We start from the raw sequence: 14,780 nt of genomic DNA, 5'->3' as shown, positions 1-14,780 counted from the left end.
CTAACGCGGCGGTGGGCCGACAGTGCCGCCGGGGGAGAGCGTGGCGGGGACCAACTGGGGTGGCAGCGGGTCTGCGCCGTCGAGCTGACGGATCAGAGCCTCAATGCCGAGCTGGCCTAGCTCGTGACCAGGCGTCCGCAGGTAGGTGAGCTCCGGGTCGCTGAGGGCGGCGACCTCCGGGACCATGAACAGCGACAGCACCGAGACGTCGCCGGGCACGTCGCGTCCTTGGCGCTTCAGCGCGGAGACGACGCCGAGGGTGGCGTACTCGTTCATGACCAGGATGGCGGTCGTCTCCGGATGGTGCTGCAGCACCCGTTCGGCGGCTTCGCGGCCGGCGCGCGGACTGTCCGAGGATGGCTCGACCACGATGTGCAGGCCATATTCGGCCACCACCCGCCGGTACGCCGCCTCTGATCGGACCCACGGCCCGTAGTCGTGGAACCGCGGGTCTGCCAGGTCGCCGGAGATCAACACCAGCTCTCGATGGCCCAGCGAATACAAATGCTCGACCGCGGCCTCGACGGTCGCGTCGAAGTCGATGTCCACATGGGCCAGGCCGCCGAGCTCCGCCGTACGGCCGATCAGGGCGAACGGGGTCCCGGTCTCGCGGAGCACCTCGACGCGGGGATCGGCGAGCTGGACCTCCATCAGGACGACCCCGTCGACCAGCCCCTGACCGAGCAGTTCGCGCAGCTCCACACCGTCGTTGCCGACCGGCCACAGCACCAGGTGGTACTCCTTCGCGCGGGCCCGCTCGGCGGCAGCGGTGAAGAACTCCGCGGTCGACATCCCGAACCGGTGCTCGAGCGCGGGATAGGCCATCGCGATGATCCGCGTCCGCCGGCTGGCGAGGGCCCGGGCGACCATGTTCCGCCGGTAACCGAGCTCGAGCATCGCCTCCTCGATCCGGGCCCGGGTCGCCGGTGTCACCGGCTTGGTGTCGTTGAGCAGGAACGACACCGTCGCGATCGAGACCCCGGCGCGTTCTGCGACATCGCGCATGGTGACCATCGAAGCCTCCGTCCTGGTGAACTCTTGACACCACTGTGACCCAAGGAACATAGTCCTTTCACCTCGGAGTTAAGCGCTTTACCTGCGACTGTGCAAGGAGTCCGATGTGATGAGGAGCAAGCGGCCCATCGCCGCCACGGCGAGTGCGTTGGCCCTGGCGCTCGCCCTGGCGGCCTGCGGTGCCAACGGAAACGGCAACAGCGGAAACGGAGACGGCGGCGGCACGTCGTCCGGTGGAGCGGTCACCAGCCTGACCGTCCTCGACTACTACAACAACGACCCCGACAAGGCGCTGGTCCAGAAGGGCCTGGACGCCTGCGGAACCAAGCTCGGCATCAGCATCCAGCGGGAGACGGTGCCTGGTGACACCTTGATCCAGAAGGTGCTGCAGCAGGCGTCGTCCAAGACCCTGCCCGATGTGCTGATGCTCGACAATCCCGACGTCCAGCAGATCGCCGCCACCGGCGCCCTCGCGCCGTTGAACGACCTGGGTCTGAACGCGGACGGAGTCATTCAGGGCATGGTCGACGCGACGTCGTACCAAGGCAAGCTCTACGGACTGGCGCCGGTGACGAACACGCTCGCGCTGTTCTACAACAAGGACATGCTGGCCGAAGCCGGCGTGCAGCCGCCGAAGACCTGGGACGAGCTGAAGGCCGCTGCCAAGAAGCTGACCAAGCCCGGCCGCTACGGCATCGCGTTCAACGCCAACGCGACGTACGAAGGTTCGTGGCAGTTCCTGCCGGCCATGTGGACCAATGGCGGCGACGAGACCGACCTGAAGAGCCCGCAGGTGGCCGAAGCCCTGCAACTGTGGGTTGATCTCGTCCAGTCCGGCTCGGCGTCGAAGAGCGTGATCAACTGGACCCAGGGCGACGCCAAGGACCAGTTCGTGGCCGGCAAGGCCGCGATGATGGTGAACGGTCCCTGGCAGATCCCGGCGCTGCAGGAGAACCCGAAGGTGAAGTGGGATGTCGTCACCTTCCCGCTGAACAAGCCGGATCAGACACCGGTCGCGCCGCTCGGCGGTGAGGCGTGGACGGTCCCGCTGAACAAGGACCAGGCCAAGCAGCAGAAGGCTGCTGATTTCGTGAAGTGCCTGAACTCCGACGAGAACGAGCTGGCCTGGGCGAAGGCCCGCTTCACCCTTCCGACCAAGACCGCGCTGCTCGACCAGTACGCCAAGGATGTGCCGTCGATGAAGGCGTTCGCCGAGCAGGTCAAGACGGCACGGTCGCGGACCGGCAAGCTCGGCGACAAGTGGCCCGATGCCGCCAAGGTGATCTACCAGGCGATCCAGCTGGCCCTGACCGGTAAGGCTTCGGCGCAAGATGCCTTCAAGCAGGCCTCGGGCGGCTGAGATGGCGCAGGCGACACTGACGCGCTCAGTCGCCGTACGGCGGCAGCGGGGCCGGCGGGGAGAGAGCCTGACCAAGGTTCTGTTCGTGCTGCCGGCCGCGCTCGCGATGGCCGCGTTGTTCGGGTACCCGGTCGTGAAGAACGTGGTGATGAGTCTGCAGGACTACAGCCTGCGCACGTTCTTCACCGGCCAGGCGCCGTTCGTCGGACTGAAGAACTACGCGGCGATGGTGAGCGATCAGCTGTTCTCGCAGGCGATGGTGAACACCGCGTTGTTCACCATCGGCTCGATCGCCTTCCAGTTCAGCATCGGCCTGGCGCTCGCGTTGTTCTTCCGAAGGAATTTTCCACTCGGTGGTCTGCTGCGGTCGTTGCTGTTGCTGCCCTGGCTGCTGCCGCTGATCGTGTCGAGCGCGACCTGGCGCTCAATTCTTGAGCAGGACAACGGCATTCTCAATCGGACCCTGACCGGCCTGCACCTGATCGACCAGCCGGTGCCGTGGCTGAACTCGCCGTCGGTGGCGCTGATCGCGGTGATCGGCGTGAACATCTGGATCGGGATCCCGTTCAACGTCACTCTGCTGTACTCCGGTCTGTCCGAGATCCCGGACGAGCTCTACGAAGCCGGGCAGCTGGACGGTGCGACCGGCCGGCGCGCGTTCGTGCACATCACCTGGCCGAACCTGCGGGCGGTGGCCGGCGTACTGCTGATGCTGGGTGTCGTTTACACGATCAAGGTGCTGGACATCATCCTCGGTCTGACCGGCGGTGGCCCGGCCAACGCGACCCAGACCCTGGCAACGCAGTCGTACGAGCGTTCCTTCGTGGACTTCAAGTTCGGTGAGGGAGCGGCGTTGAGCAACCTGCTGATCGGGCTGTCGTTCCTGTTCGCGATCTTCTACCTGCGCAGCACCCGTCGTGCCGTCGACGAGTAAGGAGGCGTGACGATGACAGATTCGGCCACCCGGCGAGCGGCGTACACGGTGATCGGCCTGCTGATCGTTGGCGTGATGCTGTTCCCGGTCTACTGGATGCTGAACGCGTCGCTGCAGCCGTCCGGCAACACCTTGACGGCCGGGTTCCTGCCGCTCGATCCGAGCTTCGCCGGCTACCGGCGAGCGCTCAGCGAGCAGGGCGGCAACCTGGTCACCAGCTTGATCATCGCGACCGGGACGGTCGTGCTGAGCCTGGCGATCGCGGCGCCCTGTGCGTACGCGTTGTCGCAGTTCCGGTCGCGCTGGGTGTCGATCGGTCTGCTGGCGATCCTGATCTCGCAGATGATCCCGGGGATCGTGATCGCCAACGCGCTCTACACGGCGTACGAACGGATCGGCCTGCTGAACTCGATCCCCGGGCTGATCGTGGCGAACTGCAGCAGCGCGCTGCCGTTCGCGATCCTGATCCTGCGCTCGTTCATGCTCTCGCTGCCGCCGTCGCTGGTGGAGGCCGCGCGGGTCGACGGCGCCGGTCTGCTCCGGGCGTTCGTCGCGATCGTGTTGCCGATCAGCCGGAACTCGCTGATCACCGCGGGACTGTTCAGTTTCCTGTTCTCCTGGAGCGACTTCCTGTTCGCGCTGACGCTGACCACCAAGGGCGGCGTCCGGCCGGTCACGCTCGGCATCTACCAGTACCTGGGGACCCAGGTGCAGAACTGGAACGCGGTGATGGCCACCGCGGTCCTGTCGGCGATCCCGGCCGTCGTGCTGCTGGTCGCCGCCCAGAAGTACATCGCCGCCGGCGCCGTCGGCGGAGCGGTCAAATAACCTGCCTGACAAGGACATACAGATGACGATTCGCGTACTCGTCTGGGGCGAGAACCGGCACGAGCAGACCGAGCCGCACGTCGCCGAGCTCTATCCCGACGGCATGCACGCCACGATCGCGGCCGGCATCTCGGAGAACCTCGGGGAGCAGGCAACAGTCGGTACGACGACCCTCGACGAGCCCGAGCACGGACTGACCGAGGAGGTGCTGGCCGACACCGACGTCCTCGTCTGGTGGGGGCACGCGGCGCACGGTGAGGTCGAGGACAAGGTGGTCGAGCGCGTCTACCAGCACGTGCTTGCCGGGATGGGGCTGGTCGTTCTGCACTCCGGCCACTGGTCGAAGATCTTCGGCAAGCTGATGGGTACGTCGTGCACGCTGCGCTGGCGCAGTGAGCGCGACCGTGAACTGGTGTGGACGGTGAACCCGACGCATCCGATCGCGCAGGGGGTGCCGCACCCGATCGAGATCGAGCAGCAGGAGATGTACGGCGAGTTCTTCGACATCCCGGTTCCGGACGAGCTGATCTTCATCTCGACGTTCAGCGGCGGTGAGGCCTTCCGGTCCGGCTGCACGTTCCGCCGGGGGCACGGGAAGATCTTCTACTTCTCACCGGGCGACCAGGACTTCCCTGTCTACCACCACAAGGACATCCGCAAGGTGATCGCGAACGGCGTCGCCTGGGCGAAGTCGGACCGCCCGGAACGCGCCGTACCGACGTTGCTGCGGTACGAGAGTGGTGACTTCTTCAACGGTCACGGGTACGGCGGTCCGATCGAGGAGGCGGCCGATGTCTGAACCACTGCGGCTGCTGCAGGTCGGGGCGGGCGGCATGGGCCGCGCCTGGCTCGGCAACATCGCGAAGAACCCGGACGTCGTACTGGTGGGGCTGGTTGATCTCGACGTAGCGCTGGCGCGGGAGGCGGCTGACGAGCACGGGTACGGCGATGTGCCCGTAGCGGCGTCGATCGACGAGCTGGCGGGCGGTGCCGATGCGGTCGTCGATGTGACGGTTCCGGCCGCGCATCCCGTCGTGAGTGCGACTGCGCTGGGTCATGGCCTGCCGGTGCTGTCGGAGAAGCCGTTGGCGGAGAGCGTCCGGCAATCGCTGCAGATGGTGGCCGCCTCGGAGCTCAGCGGCAAGCTGTTGATGGTCTCGCAGTCCCGGCGGTACTTCCGGGCCGGCAACGCGTTCGCCCGTCAGATCGCCGAGCTGGGAGCGGTCGGGTCGCTGTCGTGCGAGTTCTTCAAGGGACCGCACTTCGGTGGCTTCCGGGAGCGGATGGCCGAGCCGCTGCTGATCGACATGGCGATCCACCAGTTCGATCTGGCCCGGAAACTGATCGGTTCTGAACCGGTGTCGGTCTACTGCGAGTCCTACAACCCGCAGTGGAGCTGGTTCGACGGCAATGCGGCCGCCAATGCCGTGTTCGCCTTCGCCAACGGCACCAGGTTCGTTTTCAATGGCAGCTGGTGTGCACCGGGTCTCGAGACATCGTGGAACGGTCGCTGGCGAGCCAGTACCGGCGGCGGTACGGCGTACTGGGACGGCGACAACGCACCGACCGTGGAGCTGGCGTCGGGCGAGGCTGTGGTGGCGGAGCTGACCGACGAGCCGGAGGAGATCGCCGGTTCGCTGGCGGAGTTCGTCGCAGCGGTTCGCTCGGGCGCGGTGCCGCAGTCTGAGGTGCACTCCAACGTGATCAGCGTGGCCATGGTGGAGGCCGCCGTACAGTCTGCCGCCAAGGGTGCACCAGTGCGGATCGCCGACGTACTGACCGTTGCGCATGCCGAGGCGATCGAGACAGCCGTGGACCCGGCTGTGCGTGCCTGCTTGGAGTCATGGCCGGATGTACTGAAGACTCTGGAGCTATGACGACGAGCAGCAATCCCCGCTTGCGGTTGACGTCGATGCGCCCGCGGGACCCGCATGAGCCCGGCCGGGTGGCGTCTACGCTGGAGCTGTTCTTCGACCTGGTGTTCGTGGTCGCGGTGAGTGTCGCGGCCGCCCAACTGCACCACGCGCTCACCGAGGACCACATCGCGCACGGCGTGATGTCGTTCCTGATCGTGTTCTTCGCGATCTGGTGGGCCTGGATGAACTTCACCTGGTTCGCCACGTCGTTCGCGACCGACGACTGGTTGTACCGGGTGCTGACGATCGTCCAGATGGGCGGCGTGCTGGTGCTGGCGGCCGGCATCGAGCGCGTCTTCGCCGACGAGGACTTCCGGGTCGTCGTGGTCGGGTACGTCGTGATGCGAGTGGCCATGATCGCGCAGTGGCTGCGCGCATCCCGGTCCGCGCCGGAGACCCGCCGGACCACCCTGACCTACGCAGGTGGGATCGCCATCGTCCAGGTGCTCTGGATCGGGCTGATGTTCCTGCCGCACGAGGTGACTCTGATCGGCTGGTTGGTCCTGGTCGTCGCCGAGGTGTCCGTGCCGGTCGTGGCCGAGCGCCGCGGCGAGCAGACCACACCCCGGCACCCGCACCACATCACCGAGCGGTACGGCCTGTTCACGCTCATCCTGCTCGGTGAGAGCCTGCTGGCCTCGGCCAATGCGATCATCGAAGCGGTGCACGAGCACGAGGAGCTCGCTCCGCTCATCGGGATCTCTGCGCTCACGCTGATCGTCACTGCGGCCCTGTGGTGGATCTACTTCTGGCCGCCGCACCACAATGCGATCACCTCGCTCGGCAGCTCGCTGCGCTACGGCTACGTGCACTACTTCGTGTTCGCCGCGGCCGGTGCGTTCTCGGCCGGCGTCGAGGTGCAGATCGATGTCATCACCCATCACAGCAAGCTCAGTGAGTTCGTCGCATCGTTCACGATGACCGTGCCGATTGCGATCTTCGTGCTGGGAATCTGGTGGATCGCCCTGCGGGCGAACGCCGATCGGGTGGTCAACGTCGTCGTACCGGTGGGCGCTGTTCTGGTGCTGTTCGACCCGATTATTCCGGTGCCGTTCATCGTCACCACGGTGCTGATGGTGGCGATTGTCGCGACGCTGGTGATCAGGCCGCCAATTACTGTCGGTGGCGGGGAGTAGTTTCCCCTTGACCCGCCGTGGTGTTGTGGTTAACTTTCGCCATCGGGGGTCATGTCTGTAATTCACTGACAGTTGGGGGTCCGCCATGCCCGCCCTTCCCACCGTTCGCCGCCTCAGTCTGGCCGGGCTCGCCCTGGCCACCACCGTTGCGGGAGTGTCGATGACGGCCAGCGCCAAACCCCCAGAACCGGCAGAGCTCTCCGCGGCCGCGCAGGTCAACCGGACCATCCAGGGGATGTCATTGGAGGAGAAGGTCGGGCAGCTGTTCGTGCTGTTCGCCTACGGCCCGGACGCGCATCAGCCCGACGCCCGCAACACCACCCTGTACGGCGTTGCCTCGCCGGCCGAGGTGGTCGCGAAGTACAAGCCGGGCGGCTGGATCTACTTCGACGGCCGCGGCAATGTGCAGAACCCGACCCAGGTCGCGACGTTGTCCAACCAGCTCCAGCAGGCCGCGATCGGGACCGGGTTGCACGTGCCGCTGCTGATCGCCACTGATCAGGAGCAAGGCGTGGTGACCCGGATCGGGCCGCCGGCCACGCAGTTCGGCGGGAGTATGGCGCTCGGCGCCGCCCGCAGTACGGCGGATGCTCGGACCGCCGCCGCGATCACCGGTCGCGAGCTGAAGGCGCTGGGCATTCGGCAGGACTACGCGCCGGATGCCGATGTGAACATCAATGCGCTCAACCCGGTCATCGGCACCCGCTCGTACTCCAGCGATCCGAAGCTGGTCTCGGAGATGACGGCTGCGCAGGTGCAGGGCTTCCAACGCGACGCCGGGATCACTGCGACTGCGAAGCACTTCCCGGGCCACGGTGACACGGTTGACGACAGCCACACCGCATTGCCGACGATCAACCACACCCTGGAGCAGTGGAACGCGATTGACGCGCCGCCGTTCAAGGCGGCGATCAAGGCCGGGATCGACTCGATCATGACCGCGCACATCGTCGTACCGGCGTTGGATCCGTCGGGTGATCCGGCGACGTTGAGCAAGCCGATCCTGACCGGGGTGCTACGGAAACAGCTCGGGTTCCGGGGTGTGATCGTCACGGACGGGCTGGAGATGGCCGCTGTCCGGCAGGAGTACGGCGACGCCGAGGCTGCTGTCCGCGCGATCGAGGCCGGGGTCGACCAGTTGCTGCTGCCGCCCGCGCCTGCCGTGCAGTTCAATGCCGTGCTGGATGCTGTCCGCTCGGGACGCATCAGTGAGCGGCGCATCGACGAGAGCCTGCTTCGGATTCTGCTGCTCAAGCTGAAGAACGGCGTGTTTTTCGAGCCCTACGTGGATACTGCGAAGGCGGCTGAGATCGGACCGGCGGCCAGCCTGGCTACGGCCCAGAAGATCGTCGACAAGAGCATCACGCTGATCAAGGACGATACGAAGACACTGCCGCTGAGCAACACCCCGCGGAAGATTCTGGTCACCGGCTGGGGCGTCTCGACAACGCAGAATCTGGCGAACAGCCTGGCCAAGCGTGGTGCTGTCACCACGGTGGCCCAGACCGGCGCGGCGCCGAGTGACGCGGCCATCGCCGGCTCGGTGGCAAAGGCTGCCGACAATGACGTCACGGTCCTGCTGACGCGCAAGGCGTGGGACTCCAAGGTCACCGACAAGCTCGGCAAACAACGCAAGCTCGTCAACGACCTGCTCGCGACCGGCAAACCTGTGATCGTCGTTGCGGTCCAGGATCCGTACGACATCGCGTACTACCCGGCCGCGCCGACGTTCCTGGCCACCTATGGCTATGCGGCGGTGTCGATGGAGTCGCTGGCCAAGGCCCTGTACGGCGAGATCAAGCCGACCGGCAAGCTGCCCGTCGACATCCCGGTGGCTGGTGAGCCGCAGAAACCCCTGTACTCCTTCGGCCACGGAATGAGCTGGTGACGATGAAACGACGGACTCTGTTTGCGGGCGCCGGAGTGATCGCCGCTGCGCCCCTGCTCGACGTACCTACTGCTTCAGCGCACGGCTCTGGACGGCAGTTGATGACTGGGGCCGAAGTGCTGGCCAAGGACAACTGGAAGGCACTGGCCGGTCAGAAGGTCGGAGTGATCAGTAACCCGACCGGCATCCTGTCCGACCTCAACCATGTCGTCGACGTGATGCATGCGTCCGGCAAGGTGAACGTGGTGGCGGTCTTCGGGCCCGAGCACGGCTTCCGCGGCTCTGCGCAGGCAGGTGGTTCCGAGGGTGACCATGTCGACCCGCGGACCGGAATCATGGTCTACGACGCGTACGGCGCGAACGCGGACAAGCTGGTGAACCTCTACACGAAGTCCGGTGTCGAGACTGTCGTCTTCGACATCCAGGACGTCGGTGCGCGGTTCTACACCTACATCTGGACCATGTACGAGGCGATGCTGGCCGCTGTCCGTACGGGCGCGCGCTTCGTCGTGCTGGACCGACCGAACCCGACCGGTGGATCTGCGCGGGGGCCGATGCTGAAACCCGGCTACACCTCCGGCGTCGGCAAGCGGGAGATCATCCAGCAGCACGGCATGACGGTGGGCGAGCTGGCCCGTCTCTTCAACGCCGAGTACCTGCCACTCGACACAGGAGGTGCTCGGCTGAAGGAGCTCCAGGTGATCCAGGTGCGCGGCTGGACGCGCGACCAGCTGTATGCCGACACCGGGCTCCCATGGGTGATGCCAAGCCCGAACATGCCGACTCCCGACACTGCCCTGGTCTACCCCGGCATGTGCCTGTTCGAGGCGACCAACATGTCGGAGGGGCGTGGGACGACCCGGCCGTTCGAGCTGGTCGGAGCGCCGTACGTCGACTATCGGTGGGCGCAGGCATTGCAGGCGAAGAAGATCCCAGGAGTCGCGTTCCGGGAGGCGTACTTCACGCCGACGATCAGCAAGAACGCGAACGTGCTCTGCGGCGGGGTGCAGGTGCAGATCACCGACCCGCGCAAGGCCGAGGCGATCGTGGCGGCGACCCACATGATCGTCGAGGCGCGGAAGCTCTACCCGGGCTTCGCGTGGCGGGCCGAGAACCCGCCCGGCCGCTGGATCGACCTGCTGACCGGGTCGGACCGGTTCCGGACCATGCTTTTGGCGGATGCGACTGCCGAGGAGATCGTGGCAGCCTGGAAGGCCGAGACCGACGCGTGGACCGCGCGGCGGGCCAAATACCTGCTCTACAAGGGAGCGCATCGGTGAAAACGACCGTTGCCCTCACGATAGCCTCTGCGGTGATGCTGACGATGACTTCCCCTGCGGTTGCCCATGGCAACAAATCCGGCCGGTTCGACCAGCCCTACGAGGGCTACGCGCCGAAGACGACTTTGCTGAAGGACTCCACCCCCGAGCGCGCCGGGCTCGATCCGGCGCCGATCGACGCTGCGCTGGCTCGGGTCGAGGGCTGGACGAAACCGATCGGTACGGCGAAACCTCTGTACGCCGGGGCGGTGACGCTGCTCGGTCATGACGGGCGCGTGGTCGCGCGGCAGGCGACCGGTCTCGCCCTCAAGTACGCCGATGGGAGCGGGACGGAACTGCCGGCCGACCAGCAGATCCCGATGCGCACCGACACCATCTTCGACATGGCCTCGGTCTCGAAGCTGTTCACCTCGATCGTGGTGCTGCAGCAGGTCGAGAAGGGCAAGGTCGGGCTCGACGAGCCGATCGCGAAGTACGTGCCGGAGTTCGCCGAGAACGGCAAGGCCGCGATCACGATCCGGCAGGCGCTCACGCACACCACCGGCCTGCCCTCCTGGTTGCCGTTGTGGAGCTCACGGCCCGATGCGGCGTCGCGACTCCAGATGGCGCTGACCGCCAAGCCGACCAGCCCGGCCGGTACGACGTACCTGTACAGCGACCTGAATCTGATCTCGCTCGGCGAGGTCGCGCACCGGGTGACCGGCAAGACGCTCGACCGGCTGGTCGCCGACGGCATCACGAAGCCGCTGCAGATGCGCGACACCGGCTACAACCCGGATCCTAAGAAGAAGCTGCGGATCGCTGCGACCGAGTTCCAGACGGCGCCGGCACGCGGGATGGTCTGGGGCTCGGTGCACGACGAGAACGCCTGGTCCCTGGATGGTGTCGCCGGGCATGCGGGCGTCTTCAGCACGGCCGATGACATGGCTGTGCTGGCGCAGACCTTCCTGAACGGCGGCAGTTATCGCGGTGCCCGGATTCTCAAGGAAGCCTCGGTGACCGCGATGGTCACCAACTTCAACCAGGCCTACCCCGGGAACGACCACGGACTCGGGTTCGAGCTGAACCAGCGCTGGTACATGAGTGGTCTGTCCGGGCCGCGCACCGCCGGGCACACCGGCTACACCGGTACGTCGCTCGTGATCGACTTCGACTCGCGCTCGTTCGCGATCCTGCTCACCAACCGGGTGCACCCGAGCCGCAGCTGGGGTTCGAACAACCCCGCCCGGCGGGCCGTCGCCCAAGGCCTCGCGCTGGCGCTCGGCGTCGGCCCGCGGCACGGCAAGGACGCGTGGTTCTCCGGGACGACGGATGCCGCGACGACCACACTGGCCACGGCGGTCGCCGTACCGGCTGGTGGGGCGAAGCTCGCGTTCGATCTGTTCGTGGACACCGAGGACTCGGATCTGCTGTATCTGGAGACGTCGACGGACGGGCAGACCTGGGCCAAGGTGCCGTTCACGGTGCGGGATCGGGGTTCGGTGATCGACACCGACGGGACGATCAGTGGGTCCGGTGACCGGCATTGGCATCAGGTGACGGCCGAGCTGGCCGGTGGTGAGCGGTCGCTGCGCTGGCGGTACACGACCGATCCGCAGTACCAAGGCCGCGGAATCTACGTCGACGGTGTGAAGATCACGAGCGGGCGCGATGTTCTTCTCGACGGTGAACGAACGCCTGAGTCATTTACGGCAACAGGTTGGAGACTTTCGCGTCGGTGATCCCATCTGGTGCATAGTCGCCGTACGGTGGCTGTCATGAGTTCAACAACCTCTCCAGAACCCACGGGGCCGCTGCTGGTCCGAGTCCGCGCGGTCATGCCCGCGCTGGCGCCGGCCGAGCAGCGGGTGGCGAACGCGGTCCTCGCGGACCCGGGCGGAGTGGCTGCGATGACGATCTCCGAACTGGCCGAGGTGGCCTCCACCTCGGAGACCACGGTCATCCGGTTCTGCAAGCAGATCGGCGTCCCCGGCTACCCGCAGCTCCGCCTGCAGCTGGCGGCCCAGTCGGCCACGGAGAACATCCGGCCCGAGGTCGGTGGCGACATCGAGCCTGGTGACTCGCTCGACGACGTGGTCCGCAAGGTCGCGTTCGCCGACGAGCGCGCTGTTCGCGAGACCGCGCAGCAGGTCGACATCCACGCCTTGGCCAAGGTGGTGACCGCGGTCGTGAACGCGCCGCGCGTCGATATCTACGGCTTCGGCGCGAGCGCGTTCGTCGCCCTCGACCTGCAGCAGAAGCTGCACCGGATCCGCCGCGTCGCCTTCGCCTGGTCCGACGTCCACATGGCGCTGCCGTCGGCCGCGCTGCTCGGTGAGGGCGATGTCGCGATCGGTATCTCGCACACCGGCGTCACCGTCGAGGTCGTCGAGGCGCTCGAGGAGGCCGCCAAGCACGGCGCCACCACGGTCGCCGTCACCAACTTCCCGCGCTCGCCGCTGGCCCGGACCGCCGATCTGATGCTGACCACGGCCGCGCGTGAGACGACGTACCGGTCCGGTGCGATGTCGTCGCGGATCGCGCAGCTCACCGTTATCGACTGCCTGTTCATCGGGGTGGCCCAGCAGGTGCTGCCGGATGCGGTGAAGGCGCTCGAGGAGACGGCGAGTTCGGTCCGTGGGCACCGGCTGAAGGGTTCGGAGTGAGACCGACCATGTACGGATCGTTACGTCAATCGTTGCAGTCAACGATGAACAGAATTGAAAATCCTTCAGTAGAAAACTAACATCGATACCGTGACGACACCGACGGAGCAGCGCAACCCCCGCACGCTCGCCATCGATGCGGTGGGCACGACCGAGATCCTGCGGATGGTGAACGCCGAGGACGCCTCTGTGGCGGGCGCCGTCGCGCTGGTCCTGCCCCCGCTGGCCGAGGCGGTCGACAGAGCGGTGGAGGCAGTTCGGCGCGGTGGTCGCGTGCACTACTTCGGCGCCGGTACGTCGGGACGTCTCGCGGTGCTCGATGCCGCCGAACTGCTCCCGACGTTCCACGTTCCCGACGGTCTCGTGGTCGCGCATCATGCCGGCGGGATGGAAGCGCTCCTGCGCGCCGTCGAGAACGTCGAGGACTCCGAGCAGGGCGGCGCCGACGACGCCGCCCTCGTCACCGCCCGCGACATCGCCATCGGCCTCGCCGCGTCAGGAAGCACGCCGTACGTCGCCGGTGCGTTGAAGGCCGCGCGTGCCGCCGGAGCCGCGACAGTCCTGATCACCTCGAACCCCGAGGCCCCACTGGCACCCCTGGCCGACATCGTCATCGCGGCGGACACCGGCCCCGAGGTCATCGCCGGCTCCACCCGCCTGAAGGCCGGCACCGCCCAGAAGATGATCCTCAACGCCTTCTCCACCACGCTGATGATCAAACTCGGCCGCACCTGGTCGAACCTCATGGTCGACCTCGTCGCCACCAACGCCAAGCTCCGCAACCGCATGCTCCGCATCCTCGCCGAAGCCACCGGCGCCGACCACGACGCCTGCGAATCAGCCCTGGCCGCCGCCGACGGCGAACTCAAACCCGCCCTGGTCCACCTGTTGACCGGCGCCCCCATCCCCGCCGCCCGAGCCGCCCTGGAAACAGCCAACGGCCGAGTAGCCACCGCCCTAACCACCCTCAACACCCCCTCCGACGCCTAAGCAGCCACGCCACCTTTCAGGCGCGTGCGCGCACCGCTTGTCGCGGAGGATGGCGAGGGTGGAGGCGCCGTGATCGCGGGTCCCGGTACTGAAAGTGGGCGGGCCGGCGGCTGAGAGCCCTCGCATCGTCGACATCTGTGACCATGCGGCCGGGTGTCGCCCAAAGGCGGTCCGCTCCAGCTCTCGCGCGGACACGCCCGCTCGAGTGAGCGAGGAGCCGCCAATGGGCGCCCCTGTCCCGCGTAACGTCCGAAGGGTCGGAGGGCGTGGTCTCCAGGTCTTCGGACGTTGTGAGGTTAGTTGGCGCGGGACGGGTTGGTGTTGCGGGCGGCCGGTTTGGCGAGCGCATTGCACCGGAATTGGTCGGTTCCGGTTCCCAAAGCGGTTTAGGGAGTGGCCGTGCTGACCGGGCGTCCCTTCGCTCAACCGGTTCGGGGAGCGCAACGAACCTGGATCGACAGGCAGAACTCCCCAGCGTCCGCGGACCTTGGGGCGTTAGTCGGCTGGGGGACGCCAGGGTTGGCTCGGTTGGCTAGTGGCCGGGTGGCGTGGTGTTGCCAGCGAGCGGACCGCCCACACTCACTAACCTCATTGCGGATGTGGGGTTCACGCTCAGCGCTGGCTCCACCAATGCGTTTTGGTGGGTTGGACAGTGGGGGCGGTCCGCTTCAGGGTCGGCTGGAGTAGGGCACCGGCAGCAGCCCAGTGACTACCGACTCTGCGCTAAGGACTGGTGGTGGTTGCGGACTGGCGGCTTCGCGGGTGGGGCTCACTCTGTCTCTTATACAC

General features: G+C 66.8%; 12 protein-coding genes. 11 read left to right on the top strand and 1 reads right to left on the bottom strand.

Translation table 11 applies throughout. The features are described 5' to 3' along the window. On the bottom strand, nucleotides 1-1,014 hold the full coding sequence (locus E1263_RS11960) for a LacI family DNA-binding transcriptional regulator (protein ID WP_132167318.1): 1,014 nt from the start codon (nucleotides 1,012-1,014) through the stop codon (nucleotides 1-3). 109 nt (nucleotides 1,015-1,123) lie between these two features. On the opposite strand from E1263_RS11960, the gene E1263_RS11955 reads away from it, so the two are divergent. The 11 genes from E1263_RS11955 to murQ all read left to right on the top strand — a co-directional run bounded on the left by E1263_RS11955 (nucleotide 1,124) and on the right by murQ (nucleotide 13,991). Continuing rightward, on the top strand, nucleotides 1,124-2,374 hold the full coding sequence (locus E1263_RS11955; protein WP_132167317.1) for an ABC transporter substrate-binding protein: 1,251 nt from the start codon (nucleotides 1,124-1,126) through the stop codon (nucleotides 2,372-2,374). 1 nt (nucleotide 2,375) lies between these two features. Next, nucleotides 2,376-3,308 (top strand): carbohydrate ABC transporter permease, encoded by a 933-nt coding sequence (locus E1263_RS11950; RefSeq protein ID WP_202868842.1) that lies wholly within the window; start codon nucleotides 2,376-2,378, stop codon nucleotides 3,306-3,308. 12 nt (nucleotides 3,309-3,320) lie between these two features. Beyond that, nucleotides 3,321-4,136, top strand: a complete 816-nt coding sequence (locus tag E1263_RS11945; RefSeq protein WP_132167315.1) for a carbohydrate ABC transporter permease — start codon at nucleotides 3,321-3,323, stop codon at nucleotides 4,134-4,136. 22 nt (nucleotides 4,137-4,158) lie between these two features. After that, the gene (locus tag E1263_RS11940; protein ID WP_132167314.1) at nucleotides 4,159-4,935 is read left to right on the top strand and encodes a ThuA domain-containing protein; all 777 of its coding nucleotides are present in this window, start codon (nucleotides 4,159-4,161) and stop codon (nucleotides 4,933-4,935) included. Then, nucleotides 4,928-6,013, top strand: a complete 1,086-nt coding sequence (locus E1263_RS11935) for a Gfo/Idh/MocA family protein (protein ID WP_132167313.1) — start codon at nucleotides 4,928-4,930, stop codon at nucleotides 6,011-6,013. Before E1263_RS11940 ends, E1263_RS11935 begins: the two co-directional genes overlap by 8 nt. Continuing rightward, nucleotides 6,010-7,188, top strand: coding sequence for a low temperature requirement protein A (locus E1263_RS11930; RefSeq protein ID WP_202868841.1), 1,179 nt, complete (start codon nucleotides 6,010-6,012; stop codon nucleotides 7,186-7,188). Before E1263_RS11935 ends, E1263_RS11930 begins: the two co-directional genes overlap by 4 nt. 85 nt (nucleotides 7,189-7,273) lie before the next feature. After that, a complete protein-coding gene (locus E1263_RS11925) occupies nucleotides 7,274-9,076 on the top strand; it encodes a glycoside hydrolase family 3 protein (protein WP_132167312.1) in 1,803 nt (600 codons plus the stop codon). Between the two features lie 2 nt (nucleotides 9,077-9,078). Then, nucleotides 9,079-10,356, top strand: coding sequence for an exo-beta-N-acetylmuramidase NamZ family protein (locus E1263_RS11920; RefSeq protein ID WP_132167311.1), 1,278 nt, complete (start codon nucleotides 9,079-9,081; stop codon nucleotides 10,354-10,356). 35 nt (nucleotides 10,357-10,391) lie between these two features. Continuing rightward, entirely contained in the window at nucleotides 10,392-12,077 is a 1,686-nt protein-coding gene (locus E1263_RS11915; protein WP_202868840.1) for a serine hydrolase domain-containing protein, read from the top strand. A 36-nt stretch (nucleotides 12,078-12,113) separates the two neighbouring features. Next, a complete protein-coding gene (locus tag E1263_RS11910; protein ID WP_132167310.1) occupies nucleotides 12,114-13,001 on the top strand; it encodes a MurR/RpiR family transcriptional regulator in 888 nt (295 codons plus the stop codon). A gap of 90 nt (nucleotides 13,002-13,091) precedes the next feature. Continuing rightward, nucleotides 13,092-13,991 carry an N-acetylmuramic acid 6-phosphate etherase gene (gene murQ / locus E1263_RS11905; protein WP_132167309.1) on the top strand — a complete coding sequence of 300 codons (900 nt, stop codon included), beginning with the start codon at nucleotides 13,092-13,094 and terminating at the stop codon, nucleotides 13,989-13,991. Nucleotides 13,992-14,780: the final 789 nt, after the last annotated feature.

The organism is Kribbella antibiotica, from assembly GCF_004349055.1.
Classification (GTDB): Bacteria; Actinomycetota; Actinomycetes; order Propionibacteriales; family Kribbellaceae; genus Kribbella; species Kribbella antibiotica.
This window is presented reverse-complemented; position numbering and strand designations above follow the sequence as displayed.

Excerpts from the sequence above, each read along its gene's own strand:
- E1263_RS11940 (WP_132167314.1), top strand. The coding sequence starts at position 4,159 with ATGACGATTCGCGTACTCGTCTGGGGCGAGAACCGGCACGAGCAGACC.
- E1263_RS11925 (WP_132167312.1), top strand. The coding sequence starts at position 7,274 with ATGCCCGCCCTTCCCACCGTTCGCCGCCTCAGTCTGGCCGGGCTCGCC.
- E1263_RS11945 (WP_132167315.1), top strand. The coding sequence starts at position 3,321 with ATGACAGATTCGGCCACCCGGCGAGCGGCGTACACGGTGATCGGCCTG.
- E1263_RS11950 (WP_202868842.1), top strand. The coding sequence starts at position 2,376 with ATGGCGCAGGCGACACTGACGCGCTCAGTCGCCGTACGGCGGCAGCGG.
- E1263_RS11935 (WP_132167313.1), top strand. The coding sequence starts at position 4,928 with ATGTCTGAACCACTGCGGCTGCTGCAGGTCGGGGCGGGCGGCATGGGC.
- E1263_RS11915 (WP_202868840.1), top strand. The coding sequence starts at position 10,392 with ATGCTGACGATGACTTCCCCTGCGGTTGCCCATGGCAACAAATCCGGC.
- E1263_RS11920 (WP_132167311.1), top strand. The coding sequence starts at position 9,079 with ATGAAACGACGGACTCTGTTTGCGGGCGCCGGAGTGATCGCCGCTGCG.
- E1263_RS11930 (WP_202868841.1), top strand. The coding sequence starts at position 6,010 with ATGACGACGAGCAGCAATCCCCGCTTGCGGTTGACGTCGATGCGCCCG.
- E1263_RS11955 (WP_132167317.1), top strand. The coding sequence starts at position 1,124 with ATGAGGAGCAAGCGGCCCATCGCCGCCACGGCGAGTGCGTTGGCCCTG.
- E1263_RS11910 (WP_132167310.1), top strand. The coding sequence starts at position 12,114 with ATGAGTTCAACAACCTCTCCAGAACCCACGGGGCCGCTGCTGGTCCGA.
- E1263_RS11960 (WP_132167318.1), bottom strand. The coding sequence starts at position 1,014 with ATGGTCACCATGCGCGATGTCGCAGAACGCGCCGGGGTCTCGATCGCG.